General features: G+C 61.4%; 18 protein-coding genes and 2 tRNA genes. 7 read left to right on the top strand and 13 right to left on the bottom strand.

Features of this window, described 5'->3' with window-relative positions:
- The 3 genes from G5332_RS10285 to G5332_RS10275 all read right to left on the bottom strand — a co-directional run.
- On the bottom strand, positions 1-362 hold a 362-nt coding region (locus G5332_RS10285), incomplete at its 3' end, for a GTP-binding protein (protein ID WP_270831864.1).
- A gap of 168 nt (positions 363-530) precedes the next feature.
- Positions 531-605, bottom strand: a tRNA-Gly gene (locus G5332_RS10280).
- Between the two features lie 38 nt (positions 606-643).
- Positions 644-728, bottom strand: a tRNA-Tyr gene (locus G5332_RS10275).
- A 263-nt stretch (positions 729-991) separates the two neighbouring features.
- On the opposite strand from G5332_RS10275, the gene coaA reads away from it, so the two are divergent.
- A complete protein-coding gene (gene coaA, locus G5332_RS10270; RefSeq protein ID WP_005339877.1) occupies positions 992-1930 on the top strand; it encodes a type I pantothenate kinase in 939 nt (312 codons plus the stop codon).
- A gap of 81 nt (positions 1931-2011) precedes the next feature.
- Here the strand turns inward: coaA and birA are convergent, their stop codons facing one another.
- Together birA and murB are read right to left on the bottom strand one after the other, a co-directional pair.
- A complete protein-coding gene (gene birA / locus G5332_RS10265; protein WP_227341803.1) occupies positions 2012-2977 on the bottom strand; it encodes a bifunctional biotin--[acetyl-CoA-carboxylase] ligase/biotin operon repressor BirA in 966 nt (321 codons plus the stop codon).
- Positions 2974-4011 carry a UDP-N-acetylmuramate dehydrogenase gene (gene murB / locus G5332_RS10260; RefSeq protein ID WP_159164501.1) on the bottom strand — a complete coding sequence of 346 codons (1038 nt, stop codon included), beginning with the start codon at positions 4009-4011 and terminating at the stop codon, positions 2974-2976. Before murB ends, birA begins: the two co-directional genes overlap by 4 nt.
- Positions 4012-4138: 127 nt before the next feature.
- On the opposite strand from murB, the gene G5332_RS10255 reads away from it, so the two are divergent.
- Together G5332_RS10255 and G5332_RS10250 are read left to right on the top strand one after the other, a co-directional pair.
- On the top strand, positions 4139-4792 hold the full coding sequence (locus G5332_RS10255; protein WP_005339863.1) for a potassium channel family protein: 654 nt from the start codon (positions 4139-4141) through the stop codon (positions 4790-4792).
- Positions 4789-6144 (top strand): TrkH family potassium uptake protein, encoded by a 1356-nt coding sequence (locus G5332_RS10250; RefSeq protein ID WP_005356363.1) that lies wholly within the window; start codon positions 4789-4791, stop codon positions 6142-6144. Before G5332_RS10255 ends, G5332_RS10250 begins: the two co-directional genes overlap by 4 nt.
- A gap of 41 nt (positions 6145-6185) precedes the next feature.
- Here G5332_RS10250 and G5332_RS10245 read toward each other — a convergent pair whose 3' ends face one another.
- The gene (locus G5332_RS10245) at positions 6186-7016 is read right to left on the bottom strand and encodes an AraC family transcriptional regulator (protein ID WP_227341802.1); all 831 of its coding nucleotides are present in this window, start codon (positions 7014-7016) and stop codon (positions 6186-6188) included.
- A 101-nt stretch (positions 7017-7117) separates the two neighbouring features.
- Here G5332_RS10245 and G5332_RS10240 point away from each other — a divergent pair, with 101 nt between their 5' ends.
- Positions 7118-7651 carry a carboxymuconolactone decarboxylase family protein gene (locus tag G5332_RS10240; RefSeq protein ID WP_139412137.1) on the top strand — a complete coding sequence of 178 codons (534 nt, stop codon included), beginning with the start codon at positions 7118-7120 and terminating at the stop codon, positions 7649-7651.
- Between the two features lie 13 nt (positions 7652-7664).
- On the top strand, positions 7665-8105 hold the full coding sequence (locus tag G5332_RS10235; protein ID WP_005357613.1) for a DUF417 family protein: 441 nt from the start codon (positions 7665-7667) through the stop codon (positions 8103-8105).
- Positions 8106-8145: 40 nt separating this feature from the next.
- Here the strand turns inward: G5332_RS10235 and G5332_RS10230 are convergent, their stop codons facing one another.
- From G5332_RS10230 to G5332_RS10220, 3 genes are all read right to left on the bottom strand, one after another.
- The gene (locus G5332_RS10230; protein WP_421311244.1) at positions 8146-10101 is read right to left on the bottom strand and encodes a DNA topoisomerase III; all 1956 of its coding nucleotides are present in this window, start codon (positions 10099-10101) and stop codon (positions 8146-8148) included.
- 67 nt (positions 10102-10168) lie between these two features.
- Positions 10169-10666, bottom strand: coding sequence for a response regulator (locus G5332_RS10225; RefSeq protein WP_227341800.1), 498 nt, complete (start codon positions 10664-10666; stop codon positions 10169-10171).
- A 55-nt stretch (positions 10667-10721) separates the two neighbouring features.
- On the bottom strand, positions 10722-12689 hold the full coding sequence (locus G5332_RS10220) for an ATP-binding protein (RefSeq protein ID WP_421231097.1): 1968 nt from the start codon (positions 12687-12689) through the stop codon (positions 10722-10724).
- A 276-nt stretch (positions 12690-12965) separates the two neighbouring features.
- Here G5332_RS10220 and G5332_RS10215 point away from each other — a divergent pair, with 276 nt between their 5' ends.
- The gene (locus G5332_RS10215; protein WP_421311243.1) at positions 12966-14096 is read left to right on the top strand and encodes a NapC/NirT family cytochrome c; all 1131 of its coding nucleotides are present in this window, start codon (positions 12966-12968) and stop codon (positions 14094-14096) included.
- 23 nt (positions 14097-14119) lie between these two features.
- On the top strand, positions 14120-16600 hold the full coding sequence (gene torA, locus G5332_RS10210) for a trimethylamine-N-oxide reductase TorA (RefSeq protein ID WP_227341798.1): 2481 nt from the start codon (positions 14120-14122) through the stop codon (positions 16598-16600).
- An 85-nt stretch (positions 16601-16685) separates the two neighbouring features.
- On the opposite strand, the gene G5332_RS10205 is transcribed toward torA, so the two are convergent.
- From G5332_RS10205 to G5332_RS10190, 4 genes are read right to left on the bottom strand one after another with little or no spacing between them, the layout of a single operon-like run.
- Positions 16686-17147: a hypothetical protein gene (locus G5332_RS10205; protein WP_216952238.1), complete on the bottom strand. Its 462-nt coding sequence runs from the start codon at positions 17145-17147 to the stop codon at positions 16686-16688.
- Between the two features lie 41 nt (positions 17148-17188).
- Entirely contained in the window at positions 17189-18538 is a 1350-nt protein-coding gene (locus G5332_RS10200) for a sensor histidine kinase (protein ID WP_216952239.1), read from the bottom strand.
- Positions 18535-19191, bottom strand: coding sequence for a response regulator transcription factor (locus G5332_RS10195; RefSeq protein WP_005341873.1), 657 nt, complete (start codon positions 19189-19191; stop codon positions 18535-18537). The genes G5332_RS10200 and G5332_RS10195 overlap by 4 nt, the downstream gene beginning before the upstream one ends.
- Positions 19192-19212: 21 nt before the next feature.
- Entirely contained in the window at positions 19213-19551 is a 339-nt protein-coding gene (locus G5332_RS10190; RefSeq protein WP_227341797.1) for a PepSY domain-containing protein, read from the bottom strand.
- Between the last annotated feature and the right edge of the window lie 49 nt (positions 19552-19600).

Raw genomic sequence — 19600 nt, 5'->3', positions numbered from 1 at the left:
AGGATGTGCTCACGAGTCTGCGGCATCGGGCCGTCAGTCGCTGCTACTACCAGGATCGCGCCGTCCATCTGGGCAGCACCGGTGATCATGTTTTTAACGTAGTCGGCGTGACCCGGGCAATCTACGTGGGCGTAGTGACGGGTAGCGGTGTCGTATTCTACGTGGGAGGTGTTGATGGTGATACCACGCTCACGCTCTTCCGGTGCCTTGTCGATCTGGTCGAAGGCGAAAGCTTTACCACCGAAGTGCTTGGCCAGCACGTTGGTGATAGCTGCAGTCAGGGTGGTTTTACCGTGGTCAACGTGGCCGATGGTACCCACGTTAACGTGCGGTTTATTACGCTCAAATTTTTCTTTAGACATGATCGTCCCTCTAAACTAACGCTGAGTACGCGGTGGCAAGCTAACCACAGAACAGTTTATATGATGGATTTGAATCTGGTGGGAAAGAGAGAGGTACTGATGGCTGGTTCGCTTGCCGAACTCACCCTAGGGTGCGGCTCTGCTAACGCCTGAGCCATATCAGCATCTTGGAGCGGGCAGCGGGAATCGAACCCGCATCATCAGCTTGGAAGGCTGAGGTAATAGCCATTATACGATGCCCGCATTTCTCTAACCCAAAGAACTCAAACCGCAGAGAAATATGGTGGAGGGAGAAGGATTCGAACCTTCGAAGGCAGAGCCGTCAGATTTACAGTCTGATCCCTTTGGCCGCTCGGGAACCCCTCCAGACGCCAGATTGTCACAACGGTAATTCTGCTTGCACCCGTTGTGTTTATCGCTTTTGCACCGCAAATAGACGACAGACAGTCAAGCGTCGCGCATTTTATTGTAAGGTTTTGGGGGATGCAACCATTGAACCCGGCAAAATATGCTTTATTGCTGGGAAGTTTGCAAAAAAGCGGGGGCAAACAAGCCAATCCTGCTGCGTCCCTTGTCGCTCCCCCACCCTTGGTGTATGGTCGCCGTGCCCAAGAAACAGTGATGACACCATGACGACAGAGCATAACCCCTATCTGCAATTCACCCGCGAACAATGGGCGTTATTGCGCGATTCGGTCCCCCTGACCCTGACCGAACACGATCTGCAGACCCTGCGCGGGATCAACGAGAAGGTGTCATTGCGGGAAGTGGAAGAGATCTATCTGCCTCTCTCCCGCCTGCTCAATCTCTATGTCAAAGCCAAACAGCGTCGCAGCCGGGTGCTGGAGCAGTTTCTCGGCCAGTCCCGCGGCAAGGGCACTTATATTATCAGCATTGCCGGCAGCGTGGCGGGGGGCAAAAGCACCACGGCCCGTATTCTGCAGGCCCTGTTGGAGCGCTGGCCGGAACATCCACGGGTGGAGCTGGTCACCACCGACGGCTTCCTCTATCCCAACAAGGTACTGGAAGAGCGCGGCCTGATGCGCCGCAAGGGGTTCCCGGAATCCTACGACATCCGCCATCTGGTGGAGTTTGTCGCCAACATCCGCGCTGGTCACGAGAAGGTCGAAGCGCCGGTTTACTCCCACCTTATCTACGACATCATTCCCGATGAGAAGAAGGTGGTGGAGCAGCCGGACATCCTGATCCTGGAAGGGCTCAATGTGCTGCAAAGCGGCATGGATTACCCTCAGGAGCCCCATCGGGTCTTCGTGTCGGACTTCGTCGACTTCTCCATCTATGTGGATGCCGATGCCGAACTGCTGCGCACCTGGTATATCGAACGCTTCCTGAAATTCCGCAGCGGCGCCTTCTCGGATCCCGACTCCTACTTCCATAACTACGCCAAGCTGGCGGAGAGTGAGGCGACCCAGATCGCCAGCAACATCTGGCAAGATATCAACTATCTGAATTTGCAAGAAAATATCTTGCCAACGCGTGAGCGAGCCAACCTGATCATGACCAAGGGCCATGAGCACGCCATCGAGCAGATCAAACTGCGCAAATGATGACGGCGGTTGCCGGATAACGAAGAGGGGGCCCGCGGGCCCCCTCTTCTTGTTTGGCATCATGAGCGGCCTTGCTGACCCTCAGTCGCCCCGGCGCAGGGAGAGCTCGCCCCCCAGATAGTATTTGATCCCTTCACCTGTCTCCAGTCGCAGGGCGCCGCGATCGTCGATGCCACGAGCGATGCCGCGGATCTCCTGATCCCCCATCAGCAGGCGCACAGGGCGACCGGCAAAGTGATCGAGCCGGTTCCACTCATCGACAAAGCTTGCCAGCCCCTGCTGCTCAAAGGTGTGCAGCGCCCGCTGCAGATGGACGATCATCCGGGCCGCCAACTGATTGCGATCCACCAGTTCCGGATTGATGTGACGCAGCTCAGCCCAGGCCTGATCAATCTTCTCACCTTCGCGGGCAGGCATCGCCAGATTGAGACCAATGCCGATCACCAGATGACAACTGGCCCCGGCGCTACCGCTCATCTCCACCAGTATTCCCGCCAGCTTGCGGCCCTGATAGTAGAGGTCGTTCGGCCACTTGAGCTCGACGCCTTGATAGCCAAGGGACTCCAGCGCTTCAACCACTGCCACGCCGACCGCCAGACTCAGCCCCATGGCCGCCGCCATGCCTTGTTCGAGTCGCCAGTACATGCTGAGGATCAGCTGGCAACCAAACGGCGAAATCCAGGGTTTGCCACGACGACCGCGCCCGGCTGTCTGACACTCGGCCAGACAGCTCTCGCCAGAGCGCAGCTCATTGACCCGATCCAGCAGGTGTTGATTGGTCGAGCCAATGACCGGAAAACAGTGCACCGGTGCCATCGGGGCCAGTGCCTGCAAGGTAGCCTGATCATAGAGCGCCATCGGCACCGCCAACCGGTAGCCCTTGCCGGTCAGGCTAAAGAGATCCAACCCCAGCTCCTTGAGCGCCGCCATGTGTTTGCTCACCGCCGCCCGGCTGATGCCGAGCTGCTCACCCAGCTGTTCGCCGGAGTGAAACTGGCCGTCGCTAAGCAGGGTGATCAGGGTCTGTCTGATGGGAGTCAACGTCATGAGAGCACCTCGTCGAGCCAGGTTTCACCATGCGCCCCCATAAAGCGCACCTCGTGCTCCAACACCACGCCAAACGTCTGCTCCACGCTGTCGCGGACATGAGCCGCCAGCGCGATCAGCTCCATGGCACTGGCGCCCCCTAGATTGACCAGTACCAGCGCCTGCTCCTGATGGACGGCGGCGCGGCCGATGGCGAAACCTTTCAGACCGCACTGATCGATGAGCCAGCCCGCAGCCAGCTTGGCCTGCCCTTCTCCGGCCGGATAGCAGGGCATCTGCGGGTAGCGCACCTTGAGCGACTCCGCCAGCGCGGCAGGCACCACCGGATTTTTGAAGAAGCTACCGGCATTGCCGAGCACGGCGGGATCCGGCAGTTTGGCCATGCGGGTGGCACAGACGGTATCGAAGATGACCTGCGCCGAAGGCGCGTCACCGAGCGCCGCCAGTGGGCCATAGCCCAGCACCGGTTGCCACCCCTTGGGCAGTTTGAGCCCGACGGCAGTGATCAGGTGGGAATCCTGATACTCGTGTTTGAAGATACTGTCGCGATAACCGAAGCGGCACTCTGCCGCCGCGATCCGTTCTATCTCGCCACTCTGCCAGTTGAACGCCTCGACATAGGCGCAGAAGTCGGCCAGCTCAACGCCATAGGCACCGATATTCTGCACCGGCGCTGCACCGACTGTGCCGGGAATGAGCGCCAGATTCTCCAGCCCGAACCAGCCCTGTTGCAAGGTATGGCGCACCAGCTGATGCCAATCTTCACCGGCCGCAACATGGAGCAACCAGTGATCGCCACCATCTTCAGCGGTAATCCCCTTGAGCCGGTTGAGCACCACCAGACCGAGAAAATCGGTGGTGAAGAGCATGTTGCTGCCGCCGCCCAGATTGAGGCGCGGCAGCTGGTTGAACTGCGGATCGGCACGCAGGGTCGCCAGATCGGCAACCTGCTCCACCTCGGCCAGCCAGAGGCAATACGCATCGAGGGCAAGGGTGTTGAGCTTCAACAAGGAGGCGTTGGCATTCAGTTTCATCGGTCTATCCCGGCTTGGTGCAAGGGCGCAGTCTACCTCAAGTTGCCCCATGACGAAAAACCCGAGCCCTTTTCGGGGGAATAGCAGTGGTTTAGAGTAGGCGACTTCAACTGCTGAGGAATAACTCATGAACAACCAGTTTGCCGTCATCGGCCTGGGCCTGTTTGGCAGCGCGCTGTGCGAAGAGCTGCAACGGCAAGATGCCGAAGTACTGGCCATCGATATCGACGAGAGCAAGACCCGGCAAATCGCCGCCCTCTGCAATCACGTTATCGTGGCCGACGCCACCGATGAGGCCACCGTGGCCGAGCTGGGACTGGCCAATTTCGATATCGTCTTCGTTGCCATCGGTGACAACCTGGAGACCAGCATCCTCACCACCCTCGTCTTGAAAGAGGCGGGCGTGAAGAAGGTGTGGGTCAAGGCGCGCGACAAGTTCCACGCCAAGATCCTGCAGAAAGTGGGCGCCGACAAGGTGATCAACCCGGAGTGGGACATGGGCCGCCGGGTCGCCCAGAGCATGCTGGACAACCGGCTGTTCGACTATCTGGAGCTGGGCCACGACATGGTGCTGACCGAGTTCGTGATTGGCCTACAACAGAACGGCCGGGAACTAGGCGACTTCCATCTGCTGCAACAGAGCGATTTCCAGCTGCTCGCCATCAAGCGTGGTGATGTGCTGCACAACGTGCTGACCGGCAAGATGGAGCTGCAACTGGGCGACATCCTGATCCTGGCGGGCAACAAGCACGCCATCGACCACTGGCTCGAAACCCTATGATCAACTGGCGCAGCAGCTACGCCTTCGCCCTCCATCGGGAGCAGGACTCTCGCTGGAGCGAAGCCCGGCTGATCCTCGGCAGCTTTCTGATCATTCTGCTGATTGGCACCATCTTTCTGGTGCAACCCTCCAGCCACAATGGCGAGGTCACCTTCGTCAACGCCCTGTTTACCGCCACCTCGGCCATCAGCGTGACAGGTCTTGGCGTGGTGGATACCGGCACCGCCTTTACCCTGCAGGGGCAGATTTTCCTGCTGATGCTGATGGAGATCGGCGGTCTGGGCCAGATGACCATGACCCTGCTGCTGATCGCCATCTTCAGCAAACGGGTCGGCCTACGCCAGCAGGTACTGGCCAAGGAGGCGCTGGGACAGGAAGGCTCGGTCAACATCATTCAGCTGGTCAAACGGATCGTGCTGTTCGCCTTTATCGCCCAATTGATCGGTACCGGCATCATGGCGATCCGCTGGGTGCCCGAGATGGGTTGGGTGCACGGCCTCTATGTCAGCTTCTTCCACGCAGTATCGGCCTTCAACAACGCCGGGTTTTCGCTGTTTGCCAACAACCTGATGGACTATAGGGACGACCCCATCATCAGCCTGACCATCGCCGGTCTGCTGATCCTGGGGGGGATCGGCTTTACCGTCATCGTCGATCTGGTGCGCAACCGCCGCTGGCGCAAGCTGAAGCTGCACAGCAAGCTGATGCTGCTGATGACCCCGGCGCTGCTGCTGGCCGGTACCCTGATGTTCTGGCTGCTGGAACACAACAACCCGGGCACCCTCGGCAAGGCCGGTATCGGTGGCCAGCTGCTGGCTGCCTTCTTCCAGTCTGCCAGCGCCCGTACCGCCGGTTTCAATACCATAGATATCGGGCTGATGACCCCGGCGGCGTTGCTGTTCCTGATGATGCTGATGTTTATCGGTGCCGGTGCCACCTCCACCGGTGGCGGTATCAAAGTCACCACCTTCGCGGTCGTGCTGCTGGCGACCAAGGCGTTTCTGACCAAGCGGCCCCATGTCACCGCTTTTGGCCGCACCCTGTCGCCCCAGATCGTGACCCGCTCGCTGGCCATCATCATCGTCAGCACCATGGTGCTGATGCTGGCGATGTTCCTGCTGATGGTGACCGAGGATCTGCCGTTCGACAAAATCATGTTCGAGACCATCTCGGCATTTGCCACCGTCGGCCTCTCCACCGGCATCACCGCCTCCCTGAGCGAGCCGGGCAAGCTGATCCTGGTGCTGGTGATGATCTGCGGCCGTCTCGGCCCCCTGACCCTGGCCTTTATGCTGGCCCGCCCGGTCGAGACCCGCATCCGTTATCCGGAAGAGAACGTCTATACCGGCTGACCAGCCATGAACACGGGGCAGCCACTGGCTGCCCCGTTTTTTTATTCGGCTTGTTGCTGCGCCTTGAGCCAGCGCCCCGGGCTCACCCCCAGCTCCCGCTCGAATGCCCGACCAAAGGCAACACTGCTGCTGTATCCCGCACCCAGCGCCACCTGCACCATGGGCTCCCCCGCCAGCAGTTGCTGGCAGGCGCACGCCATGCGCCAGCGGGTCAGATAACCAAGCGGCGCTTGACCGACCCGCTCCTGAAACCTCGCGGCAAAGCGGGCCCGCGACATGCCGGCCTCCCGCGCCAGCGTGGCCACCGTCCAGGGTTCATCCCCACGCTGATGCATCACCGAGATCGCCTTGGCCAACTGGGGATCGGAAATACCTGCCAGCATCCCCTGCTGACACACCCCTTGCTCGACCAGATGACGCAGCAGCAGGATCAACAGTACCTCCAGCAAGCGGGAGATCAGCGGATCCTGCCCGTAGCGGGGGTGAAACGCCTCGTCAAACAGCTGACTCAGCACCGGCGTCAGGACAGGCAACTCACGTAGCGGCAGCACCAGCGAGCCCGGTAATGCCAGTTGCAACGGCGATGATCCCCCCTTGCCGAATACGACATTGGCGCACACCAAATCACAACCCCCCAGAGTTCTGGGTTCAAGCTTGTGAGGACGTCCCCGAGGGAACAGGATCAGAGTCGGCTCCTCGAGCAGCAAGCTGGCTCCCCCCTCTTCACGCAGCATGACGGCACCGCTGCGCAGCAGATGAAGATGTCCGCCACTCGGGTAATCATCACTGGAGGAGTTCTGGCACAGGTTGCCGGCGAAGAAGATCTTGGCTTCGGGGGAGGCATGAACCAACAGGGCAGAGAGCGGATCCATATTTGAGACTAATAGTATTTATTTGCAGACGATGAGTGATAAACCGTATCACGAATGACGGCACACTGTCTCCCGTACCTTCACTACCACAGGAGAAGATCATGAGCCGTATCCAACCCGTATCCCAACCGCAACCCGCAGCTGCCCAGACCCTGGCCACCCTGCAACGCAATCTGGGTATGGTGCCCAACCTCTACGCTACCCTGGCCCACTCGCCAGCCCTGCTCAATGGCTTCCTGGCCTTTGCCGAGGCGCTTGGCAAGGGGCGTCTCACTGCCCCACAACGGGAGTTGCTGGCACTGGCCATAGGTCAAGCCAACGCCTGCCAATACTGTTTGTCTGCCCACACACTGCTCGCGGGCAAGGCCGGATTCTCGGCCCAGGAGATCCGGGCTGCCCGGCTCGGCCAGGCCTCGGCTCCCCTTGATCACGCCCTGCTGCAACTGGCAACAGCGCTGGTCAGTCAGCGCGGGGTGATCAGTGACGAGCAGCTTGCTAGCGCCCGTGCCGCAGGCGTAGATGACGAGCTGCTGCTGGAGGTGCTCGGCCAGGTGGTGGTCAATACCCTGACCAACTATGGCAACCACCTGGCGGCGACCGAGATCGACTTCCCGCCCGTCACTCTGACCCCTTAAACAAGGAGCCCCCATGCAGCAACATGACAAAGGCTTTCTGGTCGCTCTGGCGGGCGTGGTATTGACCCTGCTCTGGATCGGCGTCTTCAAGTTTACCCCGACAGAGGCAGCCGCCATCAAACCACTGGTAGCCAGCCACCCCTTGATGAGCTGGCTCTATGGCCCCCTGTCGGAACAGAGCGTATCGAACCTGATCGGGGTGGTCGAGATAGTGATCGCCATCGGGCTGGTCGTGGGTCTGTGGCAACCTCGCATCGGTTACTGGTGCAGCATGGGGGCTATCGTCACCTTCCTGGCGACGCTGAGCTTCCTGCTGACTCTGACAGGTGTCTGGAAGATGGTTGACGGCGTGCCAGTCACCGAGTTCTTCCTGTTCAAGGACCTGGTGTTTCTCGGTGTGGTTCTGCACTACCAGCACAGGATCCGTGCCAGCTTGTCCACTCAGGCAGCCTGACAACAATGCCTTTGGCGCCCAGGATGGGCGCCTTTTTTCGTTATGCAGCACTGGTCTGGCGCTTGCTGGTCGTCTTGCGCGGTCGGGGCCCGCCAGTCTTGCGCTTGGTAAAACGCCGCTTGCCGGCCCTCGGTGCCTCCTTGGGCAGGGCGCTGAAGCTGGCGCCGGAGTCCTGCCGCGCCCCCTCGATCAGACCGTTGAGCTGCTCGGTGAGCGGCCCCATAAACTGCTGATAGCTGCCGTGGCGCTCGGCGATCTGGCCGAGGCTCTGCTCCCACAGCGCCGTCATATCCGGCGTGGTGGCCGTCGCAGGCAGCGCCTGTACCAGCGCCCGCCCGGTCGGGGTCGCCTTGATGCTCTTGCCCTGACGCACCAGAAAGCGACGCTTGAACAGCAGGTCGATGATACCCGCCCGGGTCGCTTCTGTGCCGAGGCCATCGGTGTCGCGCAGGGTCTTGCGGATCTCGGGATCCTGCACATAGCGGGCGATGCCGGTCATGGCCGCCAGCAGGGTGGCATCGGTGAACGACTTGGGCGGCTGGGTCATCTTCTCCTGCAGTTCGCCCCGCTCGCAGAACAGTTGTTCGCCCTCCTTCAGCGCGGGTAGCGTGCCCGCCTTCTCTTCGTCGTCATCCTCCTCCACCCCGAGCAGCGCCTTCCAGCCCGCCTTGAGGATTCGCCGCGCCTTGGCCTGAAACAGGCCACCGGCGATGCGCAGCAGCACCTTGCTGTCGTTGTATTCGAACGGGGGATAGAACTGTAGCAGATACTGGCGGGCAATCAGGCCATAGAGCTTCGCCTCGTCGGCCCCCAGTGTGGCGGGGTTGCCCTGCTTCTCGGTGGGGATGATGGCGTGGTGGGCATCCACCTTGCTATCGTTCCACGCCTTACTGCGGATCTTGCCATCAGCCTCGCTCACCGCCTTGGCCAGTGCAGGCGCTGTAGCGGCGATGGCACCGCGCACCTGCTCGGCCCGCTTGAAGTGGTCGGTCGGCAGATAGCGGCTGTCGGAACGCGGATAGGTGATGAGCTTGTGACGCTCGTAGAGGCTCTGGCAGATATCGAGCACCCGCTTGGCATCCATACCGAACCGTTTGGCGGCATCGATCTGCAGGCTGGAGAGGTTGTAGGGCAGCGGCGCCGCCTGCTTGCGGGCATGCTCCTCCACCGATTCGACCTGTGCCGGTTGGCCGTTAATCCGACTCACCACCTTGTCGGCCAGCGCCCGGTTGAGCACCCGCCCCTCCTCATCTTGCCACGGCAGGCAGGCTTCCGATGGCAGCCACTTGGCGGTGAAGCGCTCGTTGCTATCGGTCAGCAGATGGGCCAGCACCTCGTAGAAGGGTTTGGGGACGAAGGCCTCGATCTCGAGATCCCGCCGCACCACCAGCCCCAGCAGCGGGGTCTGCACCCGACCGACCGAGAGCAGCTCGCTACAACCGGCCTTGCGGCCGAGCAGGGTATAGGCGCGGGTCATGTTGATGCCGTAGAGCCAGTCGGCCCGACTGCGGGCCAGCGCCGAGACCGCCAGCGGTACGAATTCCTTGTTGTCCCTCAGCTTCTCGAGAGCGCGGCGCACCGCTGGCGGGTTGAGATCGCTGATGAGGCAACGCTGCACCGGCTTGGTTTTCGGGTAGCCGAGAAAGTCGATCACCTCGTCCACCAGCAACTGCCCTTCCCGGTCCGGGTCACCGGCATTAACCACGCAGTCCGCCTGCTTGATCAGTCGCTTGATGACGGTGAGCTGGGCTTTGGTCTTGGGCTTGGCCACCAGCTGCCACTGGGCGGGGATGATGGGGAGATGCTCCATCCGCCACTGCTTGAAGGCGGCGTCATAGGCATCGGGCTCGGCCTGCTCCAGCAGATGGCCGATACACCAGGTGACCACATCACCCTGGGCGGTTTCGATAAAACCGTCGCCCTTCTTGTGGGGCTTGGGCAGGGCATCGGCAATGGCACGGCCCAGCGTGGGCTTCTCGGCGATAAAGAGTCGCATCGGTGGCTACCTGCAATACTGTATATGCAGACAGTATACAACTGCCACCGCGAAAGCCCAACTGCCCCTACTCGTCGAACGGGTGATCGTGGATGGCGGCAAACAGCCGCGCCTGATTGAGCAGCGGCGCATAGTGGAAGGCATTTTCGCCATCTTCCGCCAGCAGGTAGTCGGTCAGCTGTTCGCGCACCGCCTCTTGCAGGGTCTCCAGCTTCCACGGTTTGGCAAGGTAGTAGTGCAAACCGCCGCGGTTGACCGCATCGACGGTGGCCTCCAGCCCCGCTTGTCCGGTCAGCAGCAATTTGCGGCTGGCCCGGGTGGAGGCTCGCCGGTTCAGCTCCACCAGAAAATCGACTCCCAGGGTTCCCGGCATGATGTGGTCACAGAGGATCAGCGCCAGCTTGTTGCCGTCGTGCTCCCACTCCTCCACCACCGCTCGCGCCTCATCGACGCTCTCGGCGGCTTCCAGTTCGAAGTGGGAGCGGAACGGGGCGAGATCGTGGATCACCGCATCCAGCACCTCCCGCTCATCGTCCACACACAGGATCAGATAGTGTTTGTTCATTGCTCCTCCTTGGCGACATGGTTTGGCACGCCGCGCGATTGATGCTGGCGACGGCTCAGGCCGCATGCTCCTTGTTGTGATGAGGTTCGCCCCCGTAACCGGCCTGCCCCATGCCGTCCAGCGGTAGACAGACCCGCATCCGGGTGTAACGGCCCGGTTCGGAGGCCACCTCGATCCGGCCGTGGTGCTGCTGAACTATCTGCAACGAGACACTCAGACCAATCCCGAGGCCGAAATGGCCCTCCCGCTTGGTGGTGAAGTTGAGATCGAAGATCCGCTGCCACAGCTCGGGCTCGATGCCGCAACCACTATCCTCTATCTCCACCATGACCCACTCGGGATCCAGCAACCCGGTGCGAATGGTGAGTCGCCCCGGGCCGCTCATGGCATCCAGACTGTTGGCGATCAGGTTGGTCCACACCTGCTGCAGGGCGATGGGGTGACAGCGCACCAGCGGCAGCGGCTGGTACTCCTTGCAGAGATCATGATGCTTGAGGCGGTTTTCGAAAATCATCAAGGTATCTTCCAGCCCCTCGTGCAGGTCCACCAGCGAGGGTTCATCCCTGTCCTGCCGGGCATACTGCTTGAGGCTCTTGACCAGATCGCCGATGCGACGGGCGCACACCTCGATATTGCGCAGGAAGCTGCCGGTCTGCTGGAACAGCTCCAGCCGGGAGAGCAGCGCCTCCCGCTCGTCGGCAGTGCGGCTGGCAAACCAGCGTTGCCAGTTCAGCTCGTCATCCAGATTCATCTGCACCGCCAGCCGCGCCTGCTGGCGATCGCCAAAGCGCCCTTCAGCCTGCCGGGTCTTGTCACGGATCTCGCTGGTCGAGACCGGCTGGGAAGAGAGCGCCTGACAGAGGGTCTGGTTGCCCAGCCCCTTGATGGGTGCTGGCAGCTCGAGATTGACCAGATCGGGGATGGCGGCCCGCAGAGTCTCGCTGCCACGAATAATGGCCGCCACCGGGTTGTTCAGCTCGTGGGCAACACCAGCCACCAGCTGGCCTAGCATCGCCATCTTTTCGCTCTCCACCAGCTGGGCGTAGGCGGCATCGAGGGAGTTGAGGGTCTGTTGCAACCGCATCTCGGTACGGATGCTGTTTTGCAGACGGCGGTTGAAGTGGCGCAGCAGCAGGTTGGTAAAGGAGGGGAGCAGTTCGCTGCGCGCCTGCATCACCCGGGAGAATTGCAGCTTGTCGAGCTTGATCACCTCGGCACCGGTCAGGGTCACGCCGGTGGTGAAGGCGGGTTCGCCGGTGACGAAGGACATGCCCCCCACCAGCGAGCCGGTACGGTAGTGCACCACCTCCTGATCGATCCCCTGCTCGTCCCGCTTGCGCAGCACCACCTCCCCCTTGGCGATAAACCAGAGGAAGCTGTTGGGCTCCCCCTCGCGGGTCAGCACATGGCCCGGGCTGTAGTGGCGGCAGACCCGCTCCTCGTCATTGCCCTCGAAAAACTGGTAGAGGCCGTCGATCACCACCCGGGAGAGTTCTTCATCGCTGCAGTGGGTGTAATCCATAAAGCCCTGCCGATAGGCTGCCAACTGGCGATCGACGTGGGCTCGCAGCAGCTTCTGGTTGTCGAGCACGGCGGCATAGCTCAGCAGATCCGCCTCAGGACGCTGCAATACAAAGTGGCTCGCCTGCTCGATCACCGCCCGGCGCAGGCTGCCATCGCGCCAGGGGCGTTGCAGGTAGTAGTCGAGACGACCGAGGTTCACCGCCTCGATGATCGATTTCATCTCGGGCTGGCTGCCCAGCAGGATCTTGCGGCACGCCTCATGACGGCTGCCGAGGCGGATCAGAAAATCGGCCCCTCGCCCATCCCCCAGCTCGCTGTCACACACCACTACGGCGGGTGGCTGCCCCTTGCGATCCAGCTCGTCCAAGGCCAGCTCAGCCGACCCCTGACCGACTACCACCACCAGCGCGAAATGGCCGAGCAGCGGAGCCAACTCCTGTTCGAATTCGGCCAGCAGTTGCACGTTGGCGGCGACACACAGCAGTGAGAAAGGGCTCATCAGCGACACTCCGTTGAGGCTCACTGCTCACTATATCAGCGAATCTTGTGGGGTTTTGCGAGGGGGCTAACAGCTGTCGCGGAAAGTGCACAAATAGATAAAACAGAAAACAACTGAATTTAATTCGATAAATGTGTCAATGGCGAAATAAAAGGCAAAATGTGACAACAATCAAAAATATAAACCATGATGAAGGTCAACGCCTTATCCCTATCATTACTACTACTATTGGACTAGTACTATGTAGGTAATTATTGACCGTAGGAAAACGCCGCCATGATTGGAAAACTGATAAGAAAAACCTGGTTCTGGCTCCTGCTGCTCGGGGCCCTGCTGGGTGTCGCGGCACTGGGTGTCACCGTGACCGTGCTGCACAAGACCAGCTCCACCGAATTCTGCGTCTCCTGCCACTCCATGCAGACTCCGCTCGCCGAGTATCAGGGCAGTGTCCACTTCCAGAACACCAAGGGGATCCGCGCCGAGTGCGCCGACTGCCACATCCCGGGCGACCCCACCTCCTACCTGTGGACCAAGATCCGCGCCGTGAAGGATATCTATCACGAGGCGATCGGCACGCTGGATACCCCGGAAAAGTATGAAGCCCACAAGCTGCGGATGGCCCAATCCGTCTGGGACGAGCTGAAAGCCAACGACTCCGCCACCTGCCGCAGCTGCCACAGCTACGAGGCGATGGACATTCTGGCCCAGCGCCCCAATGCCCGTGCCGAGCACCCGGTCGCCATCAAGGAGGGTCAGACCTGTATCGACTGCCACCGCGGTGTCGCCCACATCATGCCTGACATGAGCGGCCTGGCTGCCGCCGGTGCCAGCAAGCTGGCGCAGGCTGCGGCCCAGACCCCAGCCAACGTCACCACCCGTTACGCCATCGCCACCACCCCGCTGTTCCTTGATGCTGCAGCCAAGACCGACGAAGGTACCCTGATGCCCTCCACCAAGGTGGAAGTGCTGGCCAACGAAAACGGCCGCGCCAAGGTGCAGATCGAAGGCTGGCAACAGGATGGTGTGAGCGAAGTGTTCTACGCCGCACCGGGCAAGCGGATCCTCAGCGTACTGGTCGGCGATGCCGCCAAGAAAGCGCTGGTCACCGGCCAGAGTGAAACCGACAGCGCCACCAACCTCACCTGGCATCAGGTCAAGCTGACCGCCTGGGTCGACCAGAGTCAGCTTATCGGCGATCAGGGTAAGCTGTGGCAATACGCCTCCACCCTGATGTCCAACAACTGTACCGGCTGCCACGGCCTCACCGCGCTGGATCACTTCAATGCCAACCAGTGGATCGGCGTCATCAAGGGGATGGAATCTCGCACCTCCCTGACCCCGGAACAGGCTCGCATGTTGACCCAGTATGTCCAGAAACACGCCAGTGACATGAGCGCGGCCCACTAAGGCTGGCACAGAGGAAAACCGTTATGACTTTTTTCAATGACAAGAAGACCAATCTGTCCCGCCGCAACCTGCTCAAGGGGCTCGGCGCCTGCGCAGCCCTGCCCCTGCTCGGCGGCATTTTTCCCAAGAGTGCGCTGGCGCAAGCCATCAGCACCGCATTGAGTCAGTTCCCGACCCTGGTGCCCGCCCAGAAGGGCATTCTAACCGGCGCCCACTGGGGTGCCTTCGAGGCGATAGTCGAGGATGGCCGCATGGTGCGCGTCCAGCCGGTGGCCGATGATCCGGCGCCGAACGACCTTATCGACATGGCGCCGTTCCAGGTGCACGCCAAGAACCGCATCAAATACCCCATGGTGCGCAAAAGCTGGCTGGAGCATGGCCCGGGCGCCAAACCCGAGCTGCGCGGTGCCGACGAATGGGTACGAGTGAGCTGGGACAAGGCGATCGAACTGGTGGCCGGCGAGATCCAGCGGGTTCAGAGTGACTTCGGCCCGCAGGCGATCCACGCCGGTTCCTACGGCTGGAAGAGTGTCGGCATGTTCCACAACAGCCGCACCCTGCTGCACCGCCTGATGAACCTCTCCGGCGGCTTCACCGGTTATGCCGGTGACTACTCCACCGGCGCGGCTCAGGTGATCATGTCCCACGTGATGGGCTCCATCGAGGTGTACGAACAGCAGACCGCCTGGCCCAACGTGGTGGAGAACGCCGAACTGGTGGTGCTGTGGGGGGTCAATGCTCAGGTCACCCTGAAGAACAGCTGGAACATGCCGGATCATGAAGGTCAGGCCGGCTTCAAGGCGCTGAAAGAGAAAGGCACCCGCGTCATCAGCATCGATCCGGTCTACAACGAGACCGCCAAGCTGGTCGGCGCCGAGTGGATTGCCCCGAACGCCTACACCGATGTGGCCATGATGCTGGGGGTGGCTCACACCCTCTATAGCGAGAAGAAGCACGATCAGGCCTTCCTCGATCGCTACACCGTCGGCTTCGACAAGTTCCTGAACTACCTGCTCGGCAAGGATGACGGTCAGCCGAAGAGCGCCGAGTGGGCGAGCACTGTCTGCGGCGTCGATGCCAAGGTGATCCGCCAGCTGGCCCTCGATATGGCCGCCAAGCGCACCATGATCATGGCCGGTTGGGGTATGCAGCGTCAGCAGCACGGTGAACAGCCGAACTGGATGCTGGTCACTCTGGCCTCCATGTTGGGCCAGATCGGCCTGCCGGGCGGCGGCTACGGCTTCAGCTACCACTACTCCTCCGGTGGCAGCCCCACCGCCAAGGGTGGCATTCTGGCGGGGATCTCCGCCGGCAACGCACCGAAGAACAGCCCGGCCCCGATCCCGGTGGCCCGCATCGCCGACTGCCTCGCCAATCCGAGCAAGACCATCGACTTCAACGGCCGCAAGGTGACCTATCCGGACATCAAGCTGGTCTACGTGGCGGGCGGCAACCCCTTCCACCACCATCAGGACACCAACAACCTGCTGCAGGCGTGGCGCAAGCCGCAGACCGTGATCGTCCACGAGCCCTACTGGACGGCGACTGCCAAGCACGCCGATATCGTGCTGCCGGTCACCACCAGCTACGAGCGCAACGATCTGGAGATGGGTGGCGACTACTCCCAGCGCTATGTGTTCCCGATGCACCAGTGCGTGCCGCCCCAGCACGAGTCCCGCAACGACTTCGATATCTTCAGCGCCATCGCCGCCAAGCTGGGCGTGCAGGAGCAGTACACCGAAGGGAAGGACGAGATGCTGTGGCTCAAGCAGATGTACGACGGCATGGCGGCGCAGGCCCGCGGTGCCCGCGTGGCGCTGCCGCCGTTCAACATGTTCTGGGAGTCCAACAACTACATCCGCTTCCCGATCCCCGAGGCCAACCGCCAGTGGATCCGTCACGCCGATTTTCGCGAGAATCCGCTGCTCAACCCGCTCGGCACCCCGTCCGGCAAGATCGAGATCTTCTCCAACACGGTGGCGGGGATGGGTTACGCCGACTGCGCCGGCCATCCCAAGTGGTATGAGCCCAAGGAGTGGGTGAAGAGCGAGGTGGCGGCGCGCTATCCGCTGTCGCTCAACACCTCCCACCCGACCCAGCGGCTGCACTCCCAGCTCGACAACACTCCGCTGCGGGACAAGTTCGCCATCGCAGACCGCGAAGCGATCATGATCCATCCCGCCGACGCCAAGGTTCGTGGTATCGCCCAGGGGGATCTGGTGCGCGCCTTCAACGAGCGCGGCCAGATCCTGGTGGGCGCCCTGCTCTCCGAAGATGTGCGCCAAGGGGTGGTGCGGATCTGTGAAGGGGCCTGGTACGACCCGGCCAAGCCGGGCGAAGCGGGTAGCATCTGCAAGAACGGCAACGTCAACTGCCTCACCTTTGACGAAGGCTCGTCCAGTCTGGCGCAGGGCAACTGCGGCCACATGGCCCAGCTGCAGATCGAGAAGTACACAGGCCCGGTACTGGCCAACACCGCCCACGCGGTACCGGCCAACGGCTAAGGCGATTGCCACCCAATAAAAACGGCGCCATCAAGGCGCCGTTTCTTTATCTGTCTGCCAAAGAGCACACATAGTCCGGACGGATTTAAAAATCCCCCTCTTCCATATACTCCTGCGCGCACTCCACCAGCTGCGGCCACAGCTCTTCCGGCACCCAGGCGTCCGGGTCATCTTCATCCCCGTCGTACTGGCTCCAGAAATAGCGGCGCAGGCCGGAGGCAAACTCGTCGCTGATCTCGGCCAGCTCCGAGAGCGGCCCCAACCAGGCGATGCGGCGCAGCCCAGAGGCGAGATCGTTGATGGCATCCATCAGGGTGCGATCGTCGAAGCTCTGCTCCACCAGCAGGGTGAAGCGCTCGCGCGCCTGCTCGGTCTGCTCCTCGTCCAGTTCGCCCACATCGGCCAGCAGGTCGACAAAATCTTCCAGCAGATAGGCAATCAGGCCATCCCGATCTTCAAACCACTGGATCTGGGCGCCCTTGACCCCCAGTACAGAGGCATCGAATGAATCGTCAAGATGGCACAGGGCCCACGGATCGTCGGTCATGGTTCTCTTCCTCAGGCTAAAACAAATGCCATATCTTATGCCTAGCTCTCGACCCTTGCCACCTTGGGCAACGAGAGGGAGGCGGCCAGCCCGCCCAGTTCGGCGCGGCCCATAATAAAGCTGCCGCGATAGGCTTCCGCCAGATCGGAGACGATGTTGAGACCGAGACCGGAACCCGGCACCTTCTCGTCGAGCCGCACCCCGCGCAGCACCGCCTTGGCGATCTGATCCTCGCTCATGCCGGGGCCGTCATCCTCGATACGCAGGGTGATCCAGCCCCCCAGCTCGGCGCTGGAGATACGCAGCTCGCTGGCGGACCATTTGAAGGCGTTCTCCAGCAAATTGCCCACCATCTCGTCGAAGTCCTGCTCCTCCACCCCGACCGCCAGATTGGCGGGCACTTGCAGATCCACCGTCTTGCCCGGATAGAGGCGGGAGAAGGCGCGGCAGATATACTCCACCCGCGCCCGCACCGGGGTCGACACCCCGAGGATCTTGGCGGCGCCGGTCACCCGCGCCTTACCGAGGTGATAGTCGATATGGCGCTGGATCTGGTCGAGCTGCTCGCCGATGGCGGCCTGATCCTCCGGCGGCAACTGGGCAACCTGATTGCGCATGATGCTGAGCGGCGTCTTGAGGGCGTGAGCCAGATTGCCGGTGTGGGCACGGGCACGCTGCAGCAGCTCGCCGTAGTGGTGCAGCAGCCGGTTGATATCCTCAACCAGCGGCTGGATCTCCAGCGGATAGCGCAGCCGGAATCCCTCCTGATGACCCTCGTGAACCCGCCCCAGTTCACGGCGCAGCAGATGCAGCGGCCGCAAACCATAGACGATCTGGAACATGAAGCCGAGCACCAGACCGGCGGCGGCAAAGCCGAGACCGAGGAACAGGCTGATGCGAGTTTTCTTCAGGGTCTGGATCAGGGTGCTGCTGTCCTTGGCCATCACCAGGGTAAAGACCCGATCCGAACCGGGCAACAGCACGGTGCGGGTCATGATCAGCAGCGGCTCCTTGTTGGGGCCCTTGCCAAAAAAGAGGTCAGGATCGCCAAAGGCAGACTTGAGGCCACGGCTCACCAGATGGGTGTCCCACAGGGATCGGGAGCGGCCCACCACATTTTCCCCCAGTTCCAACTGCCAGTAGTAGCCGGAGTAAGGTTGGCTGAAACGGGGATCGGCCATCGGTTCGATCACCACAGGCAGACCACTCTTCTCCACCTCCAGCCGGGAGAGCAGATCGTAGAGTTGCAGGCGCAAGCCGTCAGCCTCTGCCTCCTGCCAGTAGTTGCGCATCATGGTCTGCAGGCTGAAGCCGGTGGCGAACAGGAACAGCCCGCACCACACCAGCGCAATGGCAAGCAGCCGCCCCCGCAGGGTTCGGACCAGCCTCATTCGTTGATCCGGTATCCGAGACCACGCACTGTCTCAATCAAGTCGGGATGGGTCTTCTTGCGGATCCGGCCGATGAACACCTCTACTGTGTTGGAGTCACGGTCGAAATCCTGAGCGTAGATGTGATCGATCAGCTCGCTGCGCGACACCACCTTGCCCCGATGCTGCATCAGGTAACCCAGCACCCGGAACTCGTGGGCGGTCAGCTTGATGGGGGTCCCTTCGTACCACACCTGGGAAGCCGCCATATCGAGCCGTACCCCGCCAATCTCCAGAACGGAGCTGGCGTTGCCTGCCGCCCGGCGCACCAGCGCATGCACCCGCGCCACCAGCTCGGCCACCTGGAACGGCTTGGTGAGGTAGTCATCGGCACCGGCATTGAGCCCCTCGATCTTCTCGTGCAGTTGGCCACGGGCGGTCAGTACCAGCACCGGGGTATCGATTCCCTTGCTGCGCCACTCCTTCAACACGCTCAGGCCATCGCGCCCAGGCAAGCCGAGGTCGAGAATGATGGCATCGTAAGGTTCGGTCTCTCCGAGAAAACCGGCCTCGTTGCCATCATGGCAGAGGTCGGTGACAAAGCCGGAGAGGCGCAGCTGTTCAGCCAGCTGGCCAGCCAGAATTTTTTCGTCTTCAACAATCAGAATTCGCATGAACAGGCTTCCACACAGGGGTTATTCATCATCCTCGACCGGGGGCTTTGGCGGCTCGAACAGCCGCTCCAGATGGTGGCCCTTGGCCCACACCAGCTCAAGGTTGTCGGCCCGATAGGCTACCTTGATCACGCTGTTTTCCCGATCGATGACTCGCAGTTCATAGAGCCAGATACCATCCTCTTCCCCCAGATCCACCCGCAACACCCGCACCGGCAATCTGGCCGCCACCTCCATCATTTCATGGAAGGGCCGAACCCGTCCCTCATGGACAGCTTGCTGCAGCTGGGCTTCATCAGGCATGACCGCCTGTGCCAGCACCGGCAGCAATAACCCGAGCAGAGGGAGCGCTCTATTCATGGATGATTCATCTCCAAAAACCTAACATAATGGCGTTTATAGTCTGCCA

Source organism: Aeromonas sp. 603757, from assembly GCF_049171255.1.
In the GTDB taxonomy this organism is placed as follows: Bacteria; Pseudomonadota; Gammaproteobacteria; order Enterobacterales; family Aeromonadaceae; genus Aeromonas; species Aeromonas veronii_A.
Note: the sequence above shows the minus strand (reverse complement) of the source record. Positions and strands in the feature narration are given on the sequence as shown.